This window comes from Psychromonas marina (genome assembly GCF_030161115.1).
GTDB classification, from domain to species: Bacteria; Pseudomonadota; Gammaproteobacteria; order Enterobacterales; family Psychromonadaceae; genus Psychromonas; species Psychromonas marina.
In genome coordinates, this window is record NZ_BSPQ01000005.1 from 225,227 (window position 1) to 243,727 (window position 18,501).

Consider the following 18,501-nt stretch of genomic DNA (forward strand, 5'->3'; position numbering starts at 1 on the left):
TTTGAAGAGCAGATTTGATTTTGCAATGAATGGCCTTTGATATGTTGATAGCTGTTTATTAAAATCCACTACCCACATTAAAATAGAGCGCATTGTCATCACCACTCGATGCGATATCAGCGCCTAAATATAACCCATAACGACGTGCTATTTGGTAGCGAAAGCCAACACCGTAAGCATCAATAGAATCGGTTACATCATCGAGTTGGATTAAATCATTTTCTCTGGATGTTGTCGTAAACCCCTTTCCGTAGAAAGCGGAAACTAACCAGCGGGGAGTTATTTTATAGGTTATTTGTGATTGAATAGCTGCAACTTCATCACCTTGATAACGATAAGATGGGACGCCTCGAAGGTCTACATAAGGGCGCACGGTAGGCGGTAAAAAGGTTTCATCGCTACTGAAATATTGGTAATTACCTGCAAAAGCTAATATCCACTTTTCCGCTAATGGAATATAACCCTCACCACTAAGATCGAAATTATGATAGTTCCAATCACTGCCAATTGCGTCGTCATAAATCATATATTCTGCGCCAACGCTATAGCCGTTGGTAGGGAAAAAGATATTGTTGCGGGTATCGTAGACCGCAGTCACCCCTAAACCAGAGGTGAAAGAGTCTTCACCGAGAAAGAGTTTTAAAAAGCCATCAACTATCTCGCTGTCTGAACTTACAGAGGATTTTGCTATAATTTGTTTCATGCCAAGCATCAACGGGGTTTGTGCAATTCTAAATTGTAATTTTTGAAAGCCGAAAATCCCCTCTGTTTCGGTATTGAATTTTAATGTTTTACCAGAGGAAAAATCATAATAGATATCTAAATTGGCTTTACCAACACCACCGCCACCGATATAGCGAATAGAATCTTTTAACCATGAGTGTTGGTGCCCCGCAAAAGCAAACCAAGTGCCGTTTGCAGTGCCGGCCGCGCCTGCTAATGTAATGGCAGCCGGCATCAATTGTGCACCGCCGTCGAGCGAGGTTTCAGCTAATGCTTTACGCTTATCTTTATCTTCTTGGCTTTCATGCAAAAATAATCCCATTACCCCACCGCCATATCCAACAGCGGGTTCAGTAATAAGAATGGGGATGGGTAAAAAACCATAGGCATTTTCGGCAAGATGTTGGCCAATGTCGAACTGCCCATCAATGGGGTCAAAAAATGAGGCATGACTCTGCTGAATAAAGAGCGATTGCAATAAGATGGTGGAATATAAAAATTTATTTTTTTTCATTGTTTAACCTTTGATAATGAAAAGCTAATCATCTTATATCAAAGGAGCTAAAAAGATGATTATCCTTGCTACTTATACCGATTACAGTAAATAGCTGATCTATTTTACTGGTTAAAATAACTTACTTCTTCGTTGTAAATTTCGCAAAGGGAACAACCATTTACGTCAACTTACGCCTTGAATTAAGCTGTTTTTCCTGCGCAAAATTCAGATCACATAATTAATGTAATCGGTATTCAATTTATTGCGAACATGGTTGCAGGATTTATGGCGTATTTTTTCCTTTACGGCGTTCTGCTATCTAAGTGCCCCTGCTCACGACTTGGCCTATTTTTATTGTATTAATTTATTATCTTCGTTGCTATTTTAGGTGACTTCCGAAAGCTGTTGTTTAATATCTTTAACATATTCATCCACCGCGACTATAATCGACTTTCTTATTGTAAGTGTCTGTTTTGAATGTTGAGACCATAAAGAGATAGGGAATTTAAAGCCCTCTTTCATCTCATCGCAATAGACAGACTCAATATTATTGGTGCTATATTCTGATTCAGAAAGTAGTTTTGGCAATAATGCCCAGCCTAGTCCTTTTTGTACAAATTTGATGATCACCGCAAGTTCATCTATCTCTTCATGTTTTGCTGACACGAGTACTTTATCTTTCATTCCCTCATCAACAAGGGATTTAAGAACAAATTGTCTCGTGGTGCGAAAGGCTATCAGCCTCTTATCGCTTGGTAACTTCGCTATTTCACTATCTTTTTGCACAAAGGGAATAAACTCAATATGGCCAATCAGGCTTGTAGAAAGACTTTGTATCGCAGTGCTGTCGTGAATGTTGACTAAACCAAAGTGAAAATCGCCATTCTGTAGTCCTTCTTTAATTTCTGCTTTGCCACGCTCTACAAAATTCACTCGCATCATTGGAAAGTCTTTTGCCAACTGAATCCGGATCGCTGCAAGAATTTGGTGGGGGACCATACTTGGATATGCGAAAGTGATACTTTCAAGAACACCATAAGACAAGCTCAATGCTACATTATCAAATACACGAGCTTGTTCTAATGCTTGCTTAGCATAATGAAAAAGTAAATTACCCTCTTCAGTTGGCGCAACAGAACGGCCCAATCGCTCAAAAAGCGTGACTGCTAATTGGTCTTCTAAATTGGTAATTACTTGACCAATCGTTGTTCGATGTTTGTTTAAAGTAAGCGCTGCTTTACTAAAGGATAGTTGCTCGTAAACTGCCACGAAGGCTTGAAGTTGCTCTAGGCTAAAATGCATATTTTCTCTTCATTTTGTTGTTATCTAGTTGTTGTTATCTTGTAGATATCAATAGCATATCATCAACAGAGTTCAATTGCAGCGCGTCGGTTTGCATCTTTTCATTGATAATACTATGGCATTTCTTTACTCCACAGCATTCCCTGTGCTGCTTTGTTGTAACCAAATCGATATAAATGTTCCATATATTCTATTTCAAACATCTGTTTCGTTTTCTTTTTTCCGTCAAAGGAGTCATCAACATAAGTAAATGAAAGGTCTAAATCGTTAAGTTCGCTAAAGTAGAGCATGCGGTATAGATCTCCGCGGGTTTGTTGCACAATCATGCCGCTTATACTTCTTGATAGTAGTGGTACGCCCTTGTCTGGTAACGTCTCATAAGGGGCTTTTAATGCGCCGTTACGCACGACATCAACCCTTGGTGGTTGTGATAAACCTAAGGCTTTATTGAGCTTGCTGTAATCCAGATTGTTGGGTTTGAAAAACATTTGGGCCGCCATACCTCCGTCGACATGCAACTCCTCGTACTGTTTTCCTTGGTAATTAACATTGATGAACTGTGGCGGGAATACGCCAGGGATTGATGAGCTTGCCGCTAGAATTTGGTGAATTAAACTGTGTTTATTTGGCAGATCACTTTGTGCTATCTGTCCAAGGTTCCAGATCACTAACTCTTCAGAATCGAAGTGAGTGGTACCAATCAGCAATCGTCGGCCAGATTGATGCTGTTGTGCAATTTGCTCTATCATTTCAGGCGTATAAACCTGACTAATAAATTCTAATAATTCCTCTCCGCTAGTAAATGCATCTTTAATAAGCGCGTTTAAAAAATTGCGATTACCTAGCACCATCTCATCGTTGATACCCAGCATAACTCTTTTAAGTTGTGGAATATTATCACCGCCAGCAAAGACAAAAGGCGCAATTAAAGAGCCTGCGCTAATGCCGGTTATAATGGTGTATTGCTCCAGTTGTCCACTGTCGTATAAACCATTTATGACGCCTGCACCAAATGCTCCATTAGCACCACCACCAGATAACGCTAAAATATTTAATCGTTCACCGCTTACTCGTAGTGGTGTTGTGCCATCTTTTTCTGAGAGTAAAAATTCAAATTTTTGTTCTGGCCAAAATCGAAATGGTTCCGCATCACTATCTAAAGGCTCTGCTGCTATTGATACCTTTTTATAATTATCCTGGGTGACGCGCTTTTCTATTGTATGGGTACTGCTGCACGCGGTTAGAAACAGTGTAAAAAGTATGATTAAGTGTTGCTTGTTATTCATCGCTATCTCTTTGTGTTTTTCACCAAACGTGCACAGTGAAGTTTGCTGTTAAAATGATGGTATTAATGTATCAGTGTTAATCTCGAACATTCCAAAGAACTCTTTTTTGAAAACGTCAAAGGACCATGTTGATCATTCTAAAGATGATCTTAAATACAGGCTGTATTATTCATTAGGTCACATGTTTAATGGCGAATATTTTTGAGCTGACGAATTTAATCATTCGCAGCATCATATTTAGCGCATTAAAAGCGATCCTGTTATTTTTAAGCTACTGACAAATAAAATAATAGCACCAGTTTCATATGCAGCACGAAATAGGCTTAATTTTTTTTTATCCCCCTATTTATTCATAAATAGGGGGATCGTATTAATGCAATATTTGAATGTTATTAAAATAAACCTTTGGTTACATACCACCATGAAGGGTCATAATGACGACGATGATAGGACCGCATAGCGTTAATAATATACTGGATACCGCATAGGTAACGGTAAAGGAAAATACAGGAGCTGCATTACCGCTTTTTTCTATTAACGCCGCAAAAGCTGGTTTTGCATTACGTCCGCCAGCCAAGCTTCCTAGTGCTTCAATCGGGTTCTTAATTTTTAATACGTAATAGGAGAAGAGGAAAGCAATCACTTGTGGGATAAGTGTTACTGCGGCACCTAAAAACAGTAGTGATGTACCATGTTCTTTGATTGCATGCACAGCGTGAGGGCCTGCCTCAAGACCTATAATTGCAATGAAAACAGCAAGTCCCAGATCACGAATAAAACTTGAAGCTGCAATCGGAAGTGTCGCGATACTTGGTTTACGATGACGTAACCAGCCGATAATTAAACCAGAGGTTAAACAGCCCGCACCTGAGCCGATGTGAACCGGAACACCAGCCACTTTAAAGCCAATAAGGCCGATAAAAAGACCTAATACAATCCCTAATCCAAAAATAGCAAAGTCGACGGCATATGAATACCCTATAGGTTTACCAATGTTATTTTCAACTTGACTGATATCGTGTGTGGACCCCGTTATCTCGATGATATCGTTCTTTTCTACGTTCAACTCTGGTGTGATTTCAATCGCACAACCTTCACGCATATAATGAGTCACATAGATGCCTCTATCGGTCATTTTATTGGCAAGTTCAGTCAGTTCTTGTAACGTTTTTCCAATTAATTTTTTGTTGTTTACCAATAGTTGGCGACTTTCTTCGATAACATTAAGACCTTCAGGTATAGCAACTTCAAGGCCAATGACATTGTCTTGTAACTGATAAATAACGTCACTACGACCAGTAATGATAACCACATCATGCTCTTGAATCATTGTTGATTGGTCGCTCATAAAGGGGTGACCATCTCGCTCAACCAATTCAATACAAGCATCAATAAAAGTAATATTTACTTCACTCAGTATCATTCCGTTTAGCGTGCTGTTGGTATCTACTTTAAAAGCGCGCGTGACAAGTGCAGTGACGGAGTTAAATTCTCCAGAAGTAAGCGCGCTTGTATTATCTGATTTTTTTTCAAAATGTAGGATCGCTTCTTTACGGATATCCCATTTCATAAATGCAGGAATAATCCATGTAATCATGATAATAGGGCCTAGCAAGCCAAATATGTAGGTAACTGCATAACCGACCGCAAGGTTATTTTGCAGCAGCTGCTTCGCACTATCTGTTAATCCACCGAGGTTGTTAATTGCATCGCCTGCGCTACCAATGATTGTGGATTGTGTTAATCCACCTGCTGCTAAACCTGCTGCTGTACCTTGGTCAAGGTCAAATATCCATGCTGCAGCGAGTACGCATAATAAACTGGAAGTTGTCATCACGATTGCAGAAAGCACAAACTTAAGGCTTTTAAAATTAAGTTCTTTGAAGAATAGCGCGCCTCCTTGATAACCGACGGCATAAATAAAGAGAGCAAAAAAGATGCTTTTTACCTCAGGATCAGTGCTCACGCCAAATTGGCCAATAATGACACCCATCAGTAATGTGCCTGCGACACTGCCTAGGGTAAATCGTCCGATGGTTATTTTGCCAATGATGTAACCGAGTGATAGGGTCATAAAAAGCGCAATAAAGGGTGATATCTCGAACAGTTGATGAATAATATTCATAATTTTATTACTTTTCTCATTTTAAGTTATTATCGATGTAAAAAGAGGGCTGCAATAGGGTTGCGCTATCTCAATATTATTTCCCTTTGTAAGATTATGTTGATGAATGCATACATCGGGAATGGAAGTATATTATTTGACAAAGAGGCAAGAGGGTAATCATGCTTGATGGATCGAACCCTCCGATGTGCTTTATGCATCTTTGAAATGAACAAGTGATCGTTTTAACTTGCTGTAAATTAAAGTGAACTATATTTTTGGGGCTATTTTGTGGCTTAAAAACAAGTATTTTTCATGCTCAATCTTTGATGAAACGCCAGAATAAAAGTATTAATATCTCGTTAGCTAGCCATTAAAAATGAGGAAACTGACTATAATCATTATGCCTGATAGAGAGGTGAATGTTGGGTCATACTCATACTGCCGTTGGCGTTCATTTCACACCCCAAGCACTTTTCTGAAAAATATTAGCTGCACATTAATTATGTCTTAAAGGTGATTGACCACTTTGTGAGGGTTTAATCCTTCTTAAGTGATTTAGTGTCACAAGCACCTTCGTTTATTATCCTGTTATTAATTTATCAATAGGAGCACCAATAATGACAACAATGCCTCATGAGCTTATTTTTGGTGAGATTTATCTCCCTCCATTATTATTTGTAGTCGCACTCGCCTATATATTAACAAGTATTGTTAGCGCTATCAGTGTGAAATTTGGCCTGCATCGTTATATCGCAGTGCCTGCCATTGCAGAGTTAAGCATTTTAATTATTTTTACAGGCCTGATTGGTCGCTTTATTTCTATTATTTAAAGGGTAAAACATGAGTAAACGTTATATAGCAACATTCATCCTCGTATTAAGCGCAGCGGTTATTCTGTTTACGCTATACCAAAACTACAATTCAGAGCCTTGGACACGAGATGCACAGGTTCGAGCTTCGATTGTACAAATAACGCCGCGTGTTACGGGGCAGGTTATTGCCGTACATATCGATGATAATGTGAGAGTTCAGAAAGGCGACCCTTTATTTGAGATAGATGACAGTGTTTACCTTGCGAATCTACATAAAGCAACGGCCTCTATTCAGCAAGCACAAGCTGCGTTAGACAAAGCTAAAAATGAATTACAACGCTCAGTACGCTTAGAGAAACTGACGCCGGGGGCAGTGCCTGTGCTAACACTCAATAATTTAGCTAATGCTGTGGAAACTGCGAGTGCAAATCTAGAGGTTGCTAAAGCGACGGAAGAGGAAGCGCAGCTAAATTTAAGCTTTACAAAAATAGTCGCGCCAACTGATGGTTATATTACTAATTTTAACTTACGCGTAGGTGCACAAGTTGTTGCTAATAGTCCCGTCGTTGCACTAATCGATGAAAATAGTTTTTGGATCGAAGGCTTTTTTAAAGAGAATGACCTGCGAGGTGTAACAAGTAATGATGTGGCTCAAGTTGCATTATTGACACACGAAAATGTCCTGCTTGAGGGGTATGTTCAAAGTATCTCTTTTGGTATTGCAAAAACGGATGGAAGCACAGGTAATAACTTGTTACCTAATGTAACCGCTAATTTTCAATGGATCCGTTTAGCTCAGCGTATCCCGGTAAAAATAAAATTAACGCATGTTCCTGATAATATTCAGCTAAGAGTTGGTATGACGGCTTCAGTAAAAATTATTACAGGTAAATAAGGGTAAATAATATAAATATCGAGCTCTATAAATGACTCGCTTGCTATTACCTATTTTCTCAGGGGCGTAACGATGCATAAAATCAGACTTAAAAATACCACTAAAGAAGCTATTAAGGTTGGCATAGCGGTTGCTAGCACCATTCTAGTTTCATTGTGGCTCGGGTGGGATAAGTCCTACTGGTCGGCAATCACGGTATTTGTTGTTGCTGCCAACGAGACTTATTCACACTCCATTCATAAGGCACGTAATCGCTTATTAGGTACTGTGATTGGTGTTGTCGCCTCTATATTTTTATTATCTCAGTTTCCACAAGATAAGGTTTTGTTTACGCTTTTTTATACTTTATTCATGGCATTTTCTGCGTTCATGTCAGTGCATAAGCGTTACGGTTATGCCTTCAGAACTGGCTTTGTTGTATGTGTGGTGATTGCAAGTGTGAGTGGTTTTAATGCAGATACCAGCTTTGCATACTCAATTTTGCGTATTCAAGAAACGGTACTTGGGATTGTTGTATATAGTGTTGTATTTCGCTTTATCTGGCCAAAGAAAACCGAAGATGTATTCTTTGAAATTATGGCGTTAAGTACACAGCATAACAGAAAAAAATTACGCTTGATTACCCATAATCAACTACAGTCTGCGACACCAGAAGTTATCAAAGACCTTGAAGAAGAGTCCATTGCACAAATTTCTCGACTTAATAAACTGGATGATATTTTAGGATTGGCATTAACCGATAGTTCACGACTTGCGTATGAAAGGGTTTATTGGCGTTTAATCGTCAAGGCGCTAATGCAATTTGAAGCGTTAATGACACAAAAAATACAAGGTGAAAAAATAGACTCGAATATTATTGTAAAAGGCGCAAAGATTTTATCTAAGAGCTTATGTTCGCCTAAAAGCAATAATGGTGAATTAATGCGCTGGTGTGATGAGATTGAAGCCAATTACCGTATTAAGAAAGCGCCTGTTAGTGCTTTTTCTGCACCTGTGAAGCAGCGCATAATATTTACCTGTAAAGCGGTGAGTATTTTACTGACGAGTTTAGCCTTTTGGATATATTTACCAGTACCAGGTAGCTCTATGATGCCAATGGTCGCTTCTGTTTTTGCTATTGTGCTTGCGCCAATGCCAAGTAAAGCCATCAAATTTACGGCGATATGCACTGCTATTTGGGGAGTTTTTTTTCTCGCCGAATTTGTATTTATTATCCCGGCTTTTACAGAGGCTTGGCAGTTAGCGTTGCTATACCTTTTTAATGGTATTTTTATCTGGAAAGTATCTGAAGCCCCATCATTGCAAATTCAGAAGTCGTTGGCGGGGAATTTATCGGTCGTACTTTGCATGGGGGCATTGCAGTCAAGCCCTAATTTCGAGATAACAACACCGTTGATGATGTTGACTGTCGTATTTATTATTCTTGGCATTATAAATTTTTACAATAAATTATATCGTTCTGTTTGATTTTTAAAATAATCTGCACTGCAATCGACTTCATTAATCGAATATCATCGCTAACTGGTTTTTCTCGCAAAAGTATCAGTTAGTGATGACTGTTTTGCCATGGTGTATAAAGCCCAAAATTACAACATTCTCATATCATTGCTAACGTTTATATCTATCGGTCTGGCTTTTGTAAGTTTTTATCAGAAACTATCCCCTCTGTTCACTAATTCTTGCATTATCACTTGTTTGTGATTAATATTTCATGTTTTTTGTTGGCAATACGGTGTAATTGTCTGATAATTAGGTGCTATAGGCTTTGTTCTAGCAAGGTTAGTTATTTTTCAAACGCCTAGGTTATTTACATTGAGAAACTAAAATGCAAAGCAGTTGATGCTTGTTATTTGTACATTTATGTTAAACCTGCCTGCTTAGGGGCGTCGTGGCCAGTAAAGCTTAAGCAGATAACACAATAATGACGACAAGCTAAATTCTGAGAAGATAATAAAAAATGGATATTTTTACTATGAGAATTAAAACATCAATCATCCTCATGTTCAGCCAAAGAACCATCATTGCTCTGACCGCCTCTCTACTCACGATTTTTTGTGTACCCTATGCTAATGCAGAGGAGGAAAAAATATCTGAGAGTATTGTTGAGCCTCAACTTGTCGACCCAAAAGAAAAACCAGGTAAAGCCATTTTTACTAAATATGGCATTGCAGATGATATCCCTAAGTTAGGGTTGAGTTCACTTACACAGGGACAGCATTTAGTTGAGCATGTAAAAAGGAGTGTTCAAATTGACGAACAGATTAGTCAATCAGAGGTATTCTTAGTGCAGAATACCGATGAGAAAGAGAATATCGATTTAAGAATTAAATATAATCCGGTTAACCTTGCTAAAGAAGAGGATGTCATTGAGCATATTCAAGATAATACGCGCACCGAGTACCGTTTGCGAGATTATATACAAAGCTACGATGATAAGTCGGTAAAAGCAGTAGAGTTAGAAAATGGCCATGTTGAAATTAGCTTCAACTATTCTAAATATGGTTTACCACAAGATATCGCTTATTTTCGTTTTATGCGCGTTAAAATAGATGTAAAAGATGGTCAACCGCTAAGCATGGTGCTGACTAATTCCCAACCCTTCACCTATGACAAATACACTATTCACACCTATCACCAAAAAATAATATTTAAAACATTACCCTCTGGAAAAGTGCTAATTAAAAGAAAATCAACGGTACTAGATGGTGAGACCAAGAAAAATAAAACCTTCAAGTTAACGACTATTACTACACCGGTTGCTTATTATGATGATGATGAAATTACGGTTTTGGATGAAAAGTTGTTGCTAGAGGCTTCTGACCCACGTATGCGCGAAGCACGCGTGAAAGTTGATAACTTATTTCCATTAATGGGAGATATGATACGTCGAAAAGGTATCGATATTCCAAAGCCTTATGGAATCTCCGTTTCATATCGTAAACAAGAGATGGAATTTGCATTTACCGATTTTAATGTATTAGGCATAGATTTTAACGATCTCTTCGACCCTTCTAAATCTATTGGTACGGTAAGTGCTGAAAGCCTGGTCTTGCGTGGTGATGTTTATATTTTACCTTTTTGGAATATTTACGGTTTATTCGGAAAAATAAAAGTCGAAGCGAATGTGAATGCTGATTATACCGGTAAAGCTGGCGACATAATTAAGGATAAGCTGAATGATAAGTTAACTGGCTTAGGTGATGCTTTCTGTAAAGAGGTTACCTTTGTTTGTGAACAAGGCAACCTCAATATACCGTTGCAACTTCAATATGATGTCGTAGGGTTTGGTACCACACTTGCTGTTGGTTATCGTGAGTTCTTTGCCTCGGTGACTGGAACGTACTCGATGACTCGGTTGGAGGGTAATAGTGAATTCTCGGAGGGGATTCTTACTGTTCAACCAATGCTTGGTTATCAATTAGTTGATTATCGTACCCAATTTTTTGTTGGTGCTGAATACCAAGGGTTGAAGCCATACACCTCAGGTACTATCGATTCAGTTGAAGTGAATGGTGAAAAATTCAACTTTAATGTAGGTATTGACCTTGAAAAATGGGCCTATTTAGTCGGTGTTAATAAAGAGTTTGGTAAAAACTATAATGTAACGGTGTTGTTTAACAAAGGCGAAACTCGTACCGCCGGTACCGTTAACTTTGGCTATCGTTTTTAAGCAATCAGTAACATACGATGATTGAGTCAAGCATAAGCGATTTAAACAATTGAGCACGCTTAACTATCATCGTGCTATCAAACTTAGGACAATAGTTAGCACACAAAAAATAATGTTGCGATTACTGAGCCTTGAAACTAAAGAATTATAACTAATAAAGATGGATATTATTATGACGCTATTTACTCGCTCAATGCTTGCTTTAACAATTTCACTCTCCTTAGTCGCCTGCAGTGATAATGGTGATAATAAGAGCGTTGAAGAGGAGGATTTGCTGCCGCTTCCTCCACAGCAAGTTTCTTTAGAAATTGGTGATGCCACAGTACAAGCATTAGAAGAATCGGTGGTCGTTACCTCTGTTGATGGTGATCAGGAACTGACAACAATTGAAGCTTTTAAAGGTATCGATTATGCAACCTCAACGCGATTGGTGCATAGTGAGGTAAAAAGTTTTGAAGGTGAAATTGATGCTACTGGTTTTGGTGCTGCTTGTCCGCAAAGCGCAACCACGTTACAAGTACAATCCGAAGATTGCTTAAACCTTAATATTTGGCGTCCTGCAGACGCAACTAACTTACCTGTATATGTATTTATTCATGGTGGTGACTTTGAAACCGGTGCAGGTTCTGAACCACTAATTCATGCTGATACCGTGGTCGCCCAGGGAGTATTAGAAAATGAACCCTTTATTGCTGTTACGTTTAACTATCGCTTAGGGTTATTAGGCAGCATGTGGGTAGATGAAGCACAATCGGGTAACTTTGGGCTTGGCGATCAAAAACGAGCGCTTGAATGGGTCAATGAAAATATCAGCGATTTTGGTGGTGACTCAACCAACGTGACCTTAATGGGACAAGGTGCTGGTGCGATGTCGATCGGTTTTTTACAACAAACGGAAACAGAGGAGGTTGTCACTGGAAATTATTTTCAGCGCGCGATTATGCAAAGCAACCCATATGGCTTTGAGTATCGTGGTTATGATGTTGCAAAAAGCTTTGTTTCTGACTTAGATGTTGATCAATTAAGAGACATAGATGCCTATCCATTAGCCGATATTATGCTCATTCAGGAGGATCTGCTTAACCCGGTTTCAAAACTGATTAATTGGCTTAGTATGAGTATCGAGGTGCCGCTAGTATCAGTAGACAATACGCCTATTGCAGCCTTTATGCCATTCTCTCCCTATATCGAATATCGTGCCCGAGATGGTATTCTTAAGCCGGAAAAACTTGGTTATCATACCAAAGAGCAACCCTCTCAATCGGACTTTAGCGTACCAACGGTTTTAGGTGTGAATAGCGAAGAGTCTAATAGTTTTGGCATGTTACCGAGTCTTACCTTTTTAATTCCTACCATTCTAGGTCTTATTGAAGATTCGGATTTAGATCTAGGCGATCCGGAATCCGTTGGACAGGCTGTTTATGAGTGGTTAGATGATGATAGCAATGCAGCATTAGCTATCGATGAAATCTCATCGCCTGGTACTGATAGTTTAGTCTCTGATATTCTCGCTTGTATTGGGCTTGAAACCCAAGAGGAGGTATTGCAATGTGTTGCTACTTTAATACCAAGTACCGCCTATGAAGCTGTTACTAAGTTGTTTTTTGGCTTAGGTAATACTGATATCACTGAGGGAACTGCTGAAGCGCCTGGATTATTGAAGTTGACAGATTTCTTCCCTAACCCTGAGCGTGAACTGAGTGGGGCACTTGCGAATATGTCGCAATATAAAACCATACTGAATGATATGCTATTTACTGGGCCTGCTCGATTAAAAGCACAACAAACTAGTGAATCTGTCGCTTTGTATTACTTTGGGTATCATGCAAGTTTTAATGTTTGGTCATATGATTTATCTGGCGATATCGGTGCGACGGAGATTATTGATGTTATTAAGGCTGTGGGATGTGTCAGTGGGGCGTGTAATGCCTCTGAATTACCTTTTGTGTTTAATAAAGCGTATAAAATTGATAGAACAACAGTGTCACCTACAGCGAAAGATCGCACTCTAATGGCAAAAATGTCGCGCCTGTGGTTTAGCGATGCATTGTTTACAGATTATGCGTATAGCGCATCGACTGACAATGTATTAGATATTGATGAAGAGGGGGAAATATCTGTGATAGATGACTGGGATTTAAGTAACGAAGGAATAGATCCAGCCTTACGTGAAGGTCGCCTTAATGGGCTAAATGATTTAGGTTTAATCTTAGGGTACATGGATTAAATGAATCAGACAGATAGCAGCTAAAAAATGTATTAGTTGCTATCTGCCTTTACCCGTTATTTATGGCGATACTATGCAGGCATTTGATATGAACTTACCCGGTAAGAGATCATTTTTCCTGTTCGCTTTAATCGTCCTATTATCTGGCTGTGCCGCCCCCTATCCTCGTGTTAGTCCAGACTTCCAAAAAGAGTGGCAGCATCAGCAATACACGGCACAAGCTTATCTATTACCAAGCGCTTCGATTGCCTTTGCAGAGCGCCTTAACCTAATCCAACAAGCGACACAAACCATTGATATTACCTACTTCTCATGGAATGGCGATACCCTTGGTTTAATGTTATTAAATGCACTTAAAGAAGCTGCGGATAGGGGCGTTATAGTGCGTATCGCATTAGATGATCTGTTGGTTTTTAATGAAAAGTGGCTTGCCGATATAGATAGCCATGAAAATATAGATATTCGCTTATTTAATCCATTTAGCTCCAGAAAAATGGGGTGGATGGGGCGATCTATAGAGTTCTCAATCAACCAACAACAGCTTGATAATCGTTTGCATGAAAAGTACTTCAATGTTGATCAGCAATTCCTTATTTTGGGGGGGCGTAATATTGGCGATGAATATTTCGGTTACAGCCAAACGGCGAATTTTTTCGATTTGGATGTTTTATTTAAAGGGCCGTTAATCACTGCTTTTGCGAACAACTATCAACGTTTATGGGAAAGTGGTTTATTAACACCAATATCAACTTTGATTGACGTAGAAAGTGATGGTCAATTTAAATATTTTAAGCAACGCTATCAAAAAACTCAGGAAAAAAATGTAGCAATTGTTGAAGATCTAGCAACCACATTAGCAACGCTGCCCGTAGCACAATATACAGAAGTACAGGTTATCCCTGTATTTGATTCACTCAATAAATTGCAAGATAGCCAACCCTATTTTCGTTCTAGAGCAGAGCACATTATTGCTAAAGAGTTATCTGATGCGCAACATGCCATTATATCGACCCCTTACATCGTACCGACTGACGGTGAGTTTGTGGTGCTTAGCCAGCTTACTAGTAATGGTGCTGATGTACGCTTAGCAACCAACTCTTCTGCCTCAAACGACTCTTTGTTCGTGCCGGCTTATTATGAAACGCATCGTGAAACACTGCTCGATATGGGGATTAATATTGTTGAATACAAAGACCAAGCTAAAAACAGTGATAACTTTTATCATGCAGATACATATTATCATAATAAAACCATCGTCTTAGACAGCGAGGTTAGTTACATCGGATCTTCAAATTTTGACCCGAGATCAGACTTTATTAATATTGAGTTTGGGCTGTTTGTTTATAGTGAGCCCTTTGCGTTGCAGATACAGGATTACCTTTTTAACGATAAAGATGAGCTCTATTGGCGCGTTTTACGTAATAAATCAGGTCAGGTTGAGTGGCATTCTGGTGATGAAATTCATCATCAAAATCCTAATTATGGCGGCTGGCATAGCCTACCCGATTGGTTTTTTAGGAAAATGAATGCAGAGTCAGAATTGTGATTAGACCTTTAAATGGCTTGCTCTGTGGTCGCTTTGATGGATGGTATCCTACATAGCCGCTTAACGAGTTTTTAAATATCCCTTTATTATAACCTTACTCTATTATTAACCCGATGGAATAGACAGCACCTCTTGTTGACTCATTAAAGTAAAAGCATTCACTTGGGTATTGATCTACTGGAAAATTTAACAATGAAAAATAGCTTATTTAAGCTATCTATATGGGTTATATCCTCAGTAGCATGGTTATTAAGTGCTATTTTTCATTGTCGTTAATTTACTGTTTCGTGTTGTATTGCAAAGGATAAAACAATGTTCAAACGATATTTAATTACCGCTATTTTAGTGATAGCTGCAGCAGGTGTTGGTTATTCACACTACCAAACCTATACAGATAATCCGTGGACACGAGATGGGTTAGTGCGTGCTCATATTATTCAAGTAACACCTCGAGTTACTGGGCAGGTACTTAATGTTGCTGTTGATGATAACGTACAAGTGAAAAAGGGAGATCTACTTTTTGAGATCGACCCAAGTATCTACAAAGCGAACCTAAATCAAGCGACAGCAAGCCAAAAACAAGCTAATGCATTAGTCAATAGAGCTAAAAATGAAGAGCGTCGCAGCATGGAATTAGCGCGTTTAAAACCTGGCTCTGTACCTATTCTAACGTTAAATAATTTAACCAATGCAGTTGAAAGCGCAAAAGCTAATTTAGCAATGTCGAAAGCACTGGTTGAAGAGGCTAAATTAAACCTTTCTTTTACTCAAGTTTATGCTCCCATTGATGGTTATATAACCAATCTGAATGTACGTGTAGGATCGCAAGTCACTGCTTATTCACCGGTAGTTGCTTTGATCGATGAGCATAGTTTTTGGATTGAAGGCTTTTTTAAAGAGACTGATTTAGCAGGCGTTAACCCTAATGATGCAGCTTATGTCACATTGATGACCGATACCGATGTTGTGCTACAAGGTAAAATAACAAGTATCGGATACGGTATTGCAAAAGCAGACGGTACAACAGGCAATAATTTATTACCTAATGTAAATCCAAATTTTCAATGGATTCGATTAGCACAACGTCTACCTGTAAAAATCAAACTGGACAATGTGCCTGATGGCATGCAATTAAGGGTGGGCTTAACAGCATCAATAAAAATAATTAAGAACGATCAATAAGCTAAACGACAGTTGTGAAATTTAACCCTGCCACACAAGAAGCAATTAAAGTTGGCCTCGCTGTTGCACTCGCGGTGTTATCTGCTTTAGCGTTTGGCTGGGATAAGGCTTATTGGTCTGCTATCACGGTCTTTGTTGTCGCCGCAACAGAGAGTTATTCATATGCAATAAAAAAGGGACAAAACCGCTTAGTAGGTACGCTTATAGGTATCGCTTTTGCTGTGTTTTTACTGGCGATTTTTCCTCAAAATCATCTTGTTTTTATTTGTGTATATTGTGCGTTTTTAGCGTTGTGTGTCTATTTTTCTTCACACAACTCTTGGGGGTATGCTGCAACAATTGCGTTTACGGTTTGTGCCATTGTTGTTTGCTCTGGTGGTTTTGATGCCAGCACGACGTTCAACATTGCAATCGTTCGCACCCTACAAACCCTACTAGGCGTGGTTATTTATACCTTAGTCTTTCGCCTGATCTGGCCCAAAAAAACCGAAGATCTCTTTTTTACCCTACTGCCTCTGGTCATCTCAGATCAAAAAAAACGTATTGCACAATTGCGAAATAACAATCGGAGTATTAAGCAAATATCACTTGCCCAGCAACAAAGAGTTAATAAATTAAATGAAATACTGACATTACCCCTAAATGGCAGTGACCGTTTGCGTAATCAACGCAAAATATGGTGTTTGATGATGAGTGTGATTATGCGTCTTGAGTCATTATTAACGCAATATGAGCAAGCTGATAATCATGCTGATGAAATCATGTTAGGTGACTTGATTGCAGGCGAAAAGTTGATTGCAGAGAGTATGCTATCGATAAAAGATCATAAGCTAGATCTAACGGTGTGGTTACTTAAAACAAAAAATAGATATAGCGTTCAAGCACAACGACAGAATACATTCCTATTACCATTAAAAAATCGTTTTAAAAATGTCGTTAAAGCACTCTGTATATTAACTACTTGCCTAGCGATGTGGATTTATATCCCTTTACCGGGTGGTTATATCGTACCAATGCTCGCGTCTATTCTTGCGAATGTATTAGTCACATTACCTGACAATGCGATTAAACACGCAGGCTTAGGGACGATTATATGGGGGGTATTTTTCTTAAGCCAGTATGTTTTTATTTTACCTAGCGCAACAGAAGCTTGGCAATTAGGCGCATACCTGTTTCTTAATGCGGTGTTTATTTGGAAAACCTGCAGTGCACCTTCGTTAGGTATTCAAAAGGTATTAGCGGGTAATCTAGCCGTCGTTTTGCCGATGGGGGCATTGCAACTCACGCCTTCCTATTCCATGGAAACCCCTTTGTTGATGATGATGCTGGTATTTATTTGTGTCGGTGTGGCGGGATTTTATACCAAATTGTTTAGTACTGATTAATTTACTTATCCCTACTGGTGCGCATGGTATAACAAGTCTGAAAATATTTGATTATAAAAAAACCACCTATCAAGGTGGTTTTTTTGTTTTTAGGTAAGGTATTTACTTAAGTAAATGGCTTAACCAAACTCGCCACTTACATAGCCCTGTGTGCGTTGATCAACAGGATTATTAAATAACTCAGCAGTATCGTTATGTTCAACCAATTCACCCATCCAAAAGAAAGCTGTTTTATCAGCGATACGTTTTGCTTGGTTCATTGAATGGGTCACGATAACAATAGTGAACTTTTTACGTAGTTCATCCATTAGTTCTTCAATTTTATGCGTTGCAATTGGGTCTAGTGCGCTTGTTGGTTCATCCATTAGGATCACTTCAGGTTCCATTGAAATGGCACGTGCGATACATAAACGTTGCTGCTGACCACCAGAAAGGCCAAAAGCATCACTATTTAAACGATCTTTTACTTCGTCCCAAAGTGCTGCACCACGTAATGATTCTTCTACGATAGCATCAATTTCATCTTTGCTTTTATTACCCTGTGCTTTTAAACCAAAAGCAACATTTTCATAGATGCTCATTGGGAAAGGGTTGGCCTTTTGGAAAACCATGCCGACACGCATTCTTAATGCCGTTACATCTGAATCTTGGTAAATATCGTTACCATCAAAGTGCACATCACCAGTGATTTTCACGTTTTCAACTAAATCGTTCATACGGTTTAATGTACGTAATAGCGTTGATTTACCACAACCAGATGGGCCGATAAGCGCCGTTACTTGACGGTTAGGGATGTTTAGTGAAATATTTTTTAACGCATGCGTCTCGCCATAAAACAGGTCTAGGTTATTAATGTTAAATTTGTTCATT

13 protein-coding genes are annotated in these 18,501 nt (G+C 38.9%); 8 read left to right on the forward strand and 5 right to left on the reverse strand.

The features are described from left to right. Nucleotides 1–58 precede the first annotated feature (58 nt). From QQK09_RS09545 to aspT, 4 genes are all read right to left on the reverse strand, one after another. Complete coding sequence (locus tag QQK09_RS09545; protein ID WP_284203902.1) at nucleotides 59–1,237, reverse strand: BamA/TamA family outer membrane protein; 1,179 nt, start codon at nucleotides 1,235–1,237, stop codon at nucleotides 59–61. A gap of 366 nt (nucleotides 1,238–1,603) precedes the next feature. Then, nucleotides 1,604–2,521: a LysR family transcriptional regulator gene (locus tag QQK09_RS09550; protein ID WP_284203903.1), complete on the reverse strand. Its 918-nt coding sequence runs from the start codon at nucleotides 2,519–2,521 to the stop codon at nucleotides 1,604–1,606. 113 nt (nucleotides 2,522–2,634) lie between these two features. Beyond that, nucleotides 2,635–3,807 (reverse strand): patatin-like phospholipase family protein, encoded by a 1,173-nt coding sequence (locus QQK09_RS09555; RefSeq protein ID WP_284203904.1) that lies wholly within the window; start codon nucleotides 3,805–3,807, stop codon nucleotides 2,635–2,637. 409 nt (nucleotides 3,808–4,216) lie between these two features. Continuing rightward, nucleotides 4,217–5,932 (reverse strand): aspartate-alanine antiporter, encoded by a 1,716-nt coding sequence (gene aspT, locus QQK09_RS09560; RefSeq protein ID WP_284203905.1) that lies wholly within the window; start codon nucleotides 5,930–5,932, stop codon nucleotides 4,217–4,219. 599 nt (nucleotides 5,933–6,531) lie between these two features. Between aspT and QQK09_RS09565 the strand changes: the two genes are divergently transcribed. The 8 genes from QQK09_RS09565 (at nucleotide 6,532) to QQK09_RS09600 (ending at nucleotide 17,631) form a co-directional block, all read left to right on the forward strand. Further along, nucleotides 6,532–6,744: a DUF1656 domain-containing protein gene (locus QQK09_RS09565; protein ID WP_284203906.1), complete on the forward strand. Its 213-nt coding sequence runs from the start codon at nucleotides 6,532–6,534 to the stop codon at nucleotides 6,742–6,744. A 10-nt stretch (nucleotides 6,745–6,754) separates the two neighbouring features. Further along, nucleotides 6,755–7,621 (forward strand): HlyD family secretion protein, encoded by an 867-nt coding sequence (locus QQK09_RS09570; protein WP_284203907.1) that lies wholly within the window; start codon nucleotides 6,755–6,757, stop codon nucleotides 7,619–7,621. 72 nt (nucleotides 7,622–7,693) lie between these two features. Continuing rightward, nucleotides 7,694–9,088 carry an FUSC family protein gene (locus QQK09_RS09575; protein ID WP_284203908.1) on the forward strand — a complete coding sequence of 465 codons (1,395 nt, stop codon included), beginning with the start codon at nucleotides 7,694–7,696 and terminating at the stop codon, nucleotides 9,086–9,088. A 505-nt stretch (nucleotides 9,089–9,593) separates the two neighbouring features. Continuing rightward, a complete protein-coding gene (locus QQK09_RS09580) occupies nucleotides 9,594–11,291 on the forward strand; it encodes a hypothetical protein (RefSeq protein ID WP_284203909.1) in 1,698 nt (565 codons plus the stop codon). Nucleotides 11,292–11,463: 172 nt separating this feature from the next. Then, nucleotides 11,464–13,518, forward strand: a complete 2,055-nt coding sequence (locus QQK09_RS09585; protein WP_284203910.1) for a carboxylesterase family protein — start codon at nucleotides 11,464–11,466, stop codon at nucleotides 13,516–13,518. A 73-nt stretch (nucleotides 13,519–13,591) separates the two neighbouring features. Then, nucleotides 13,592–15,064 (forward strand): phospholipase D family protein, encoded by a 1,473-nt coding sequence (locus tag QQK09_RS09590; protein ID WP_284203911.1) that lies wholly within the window; start codon nucleotides 13,592–13,594, stop codon nucleotides 15,062–15,064. Between the two features lie 312 nt (nucleotides 15,065–15,376). Beyond that, nucleotides 15,377–16,246, forward strand: a complete 870-nt coding sequence (locus QQK09_RS09595; protein WP_284203912.1) for an HlyD family secretion protein — start codon at nucleotides 15,377–15,379, stop codon at nucleotides 16,244–16,246. 14 nt (nucleotides 16,247–16,260) lie between these two features. Next, on the forward strand, nucleotides 16,261–17,631 hold the full coding sequence (locus QQK09_RS09600; RefSeq protein WP_284203913.1) for an FUSC family protein: 1,371 nt from the start codon (nucleotides 16,261–16,263) through the stop codon (nucleotides 17,629–17,631). 119 nt (nucleotides 17,632–17,750) lie between these two features. Here QQK09_RS09600 and pstB read toward each other — a convergent pair whose 3' ends face one another. Next, nucleotides 17,751–18,500 (reverse strand): phosphate ABC transporter ATP-binding protein PstB, encoded by a 750-nt coding sequence (pstB, locus tag QQK09_RS09605; protein WP_284203914.1) that lies wholly within the window; start codon nucleotides 18,498–18,500, stop codon nucleotides 17,751–17,753. Nucleotide 18,501 lies beyond the last annotated feature (1 nt).

Bases quoted from the DNA above. Each gene is read 5' to 3' on its own strand.
- QQK09_RS09545 (WP_284203902.1), bottom strand. From the start codon at position 1,237: ATGAAAAAAAATAAATTTTTATATTCCACCATCTTATTGCAATCGCTC.
- QQK09_RS09550 (WP_284203903.1), bottom strand. From the start codon at position 2,521: ATGCATTTTAGCCTAGAGCAACTTCAAGCCTTCGTGGCAGTTTACGAG.
- QQK09_RS09555 (WP_284203904.1), bottom strand. From the start codon at position 3,807: ATGAATAACAAGCAACACTTAATCATACTTTTTACACTGTTTCTAACC.
- aspT (WP_284203905.1), bottom strand. From the start codon at position 5,932: ATGAATATTATTCATCAACTGTTCGAGATATCACCCTTTATTGCGCTT.
- QQK09_RS09565 (WP_284203906.1), top strand. From the start codon at position 6,532: ATGACAACAATGCCTCATGAGCTTATTTTTGGTGAGATTTATCTCCCT.
- QQK09_RS09570 (WP_284203907.1), top strand. From the start codon at position 6,755: ATGAGTAAACGTTATATAGCAACATTCATCCTCGTATTAAGCGCAGCG.
- QQK09_RS09575 (WP_284203908.1), top strand. From the start codon at position 7,694: ATGCATAAAATCAGACTTAAAAATACCACTAAAGAAGCTATTAAGGTT.
- QQK09_RS09580 (WP_284203909.1), top strand. From the start codon at position 9,594: ATGAGAATTAAAACATCAATCATCCTCATGTTCAGCCAAAGAACCATC.
- QQK09_RS09585 (WP_284203910.1), top strand. From the start codon at position 11,464: ATGACGCTATTTACTCGCTCAATGCTTGCTTTAACAATTTCACTCTCC.
- QQK09_RS09590 (WP_284203911.1), top strand. From the start codon at position 13,592: ATGCAGGCATTTGATATGAACTTACCCGGTAAGAGATCATTTTTCCTG.
- QQK09_RS09595 (WP_284203912.1), top strand. From the start codon at position 15,377: ATGTTCAAACGATATTTAATTACCGCTATTTTAGTGATAGCTGCAGCA.
- pstB (WP_284203914.1), bottom strand. From the start codon at position 18,500: ATGAACAAATTTAACATTAATAACCTAGACCTGTTTTATGGCGAGACG.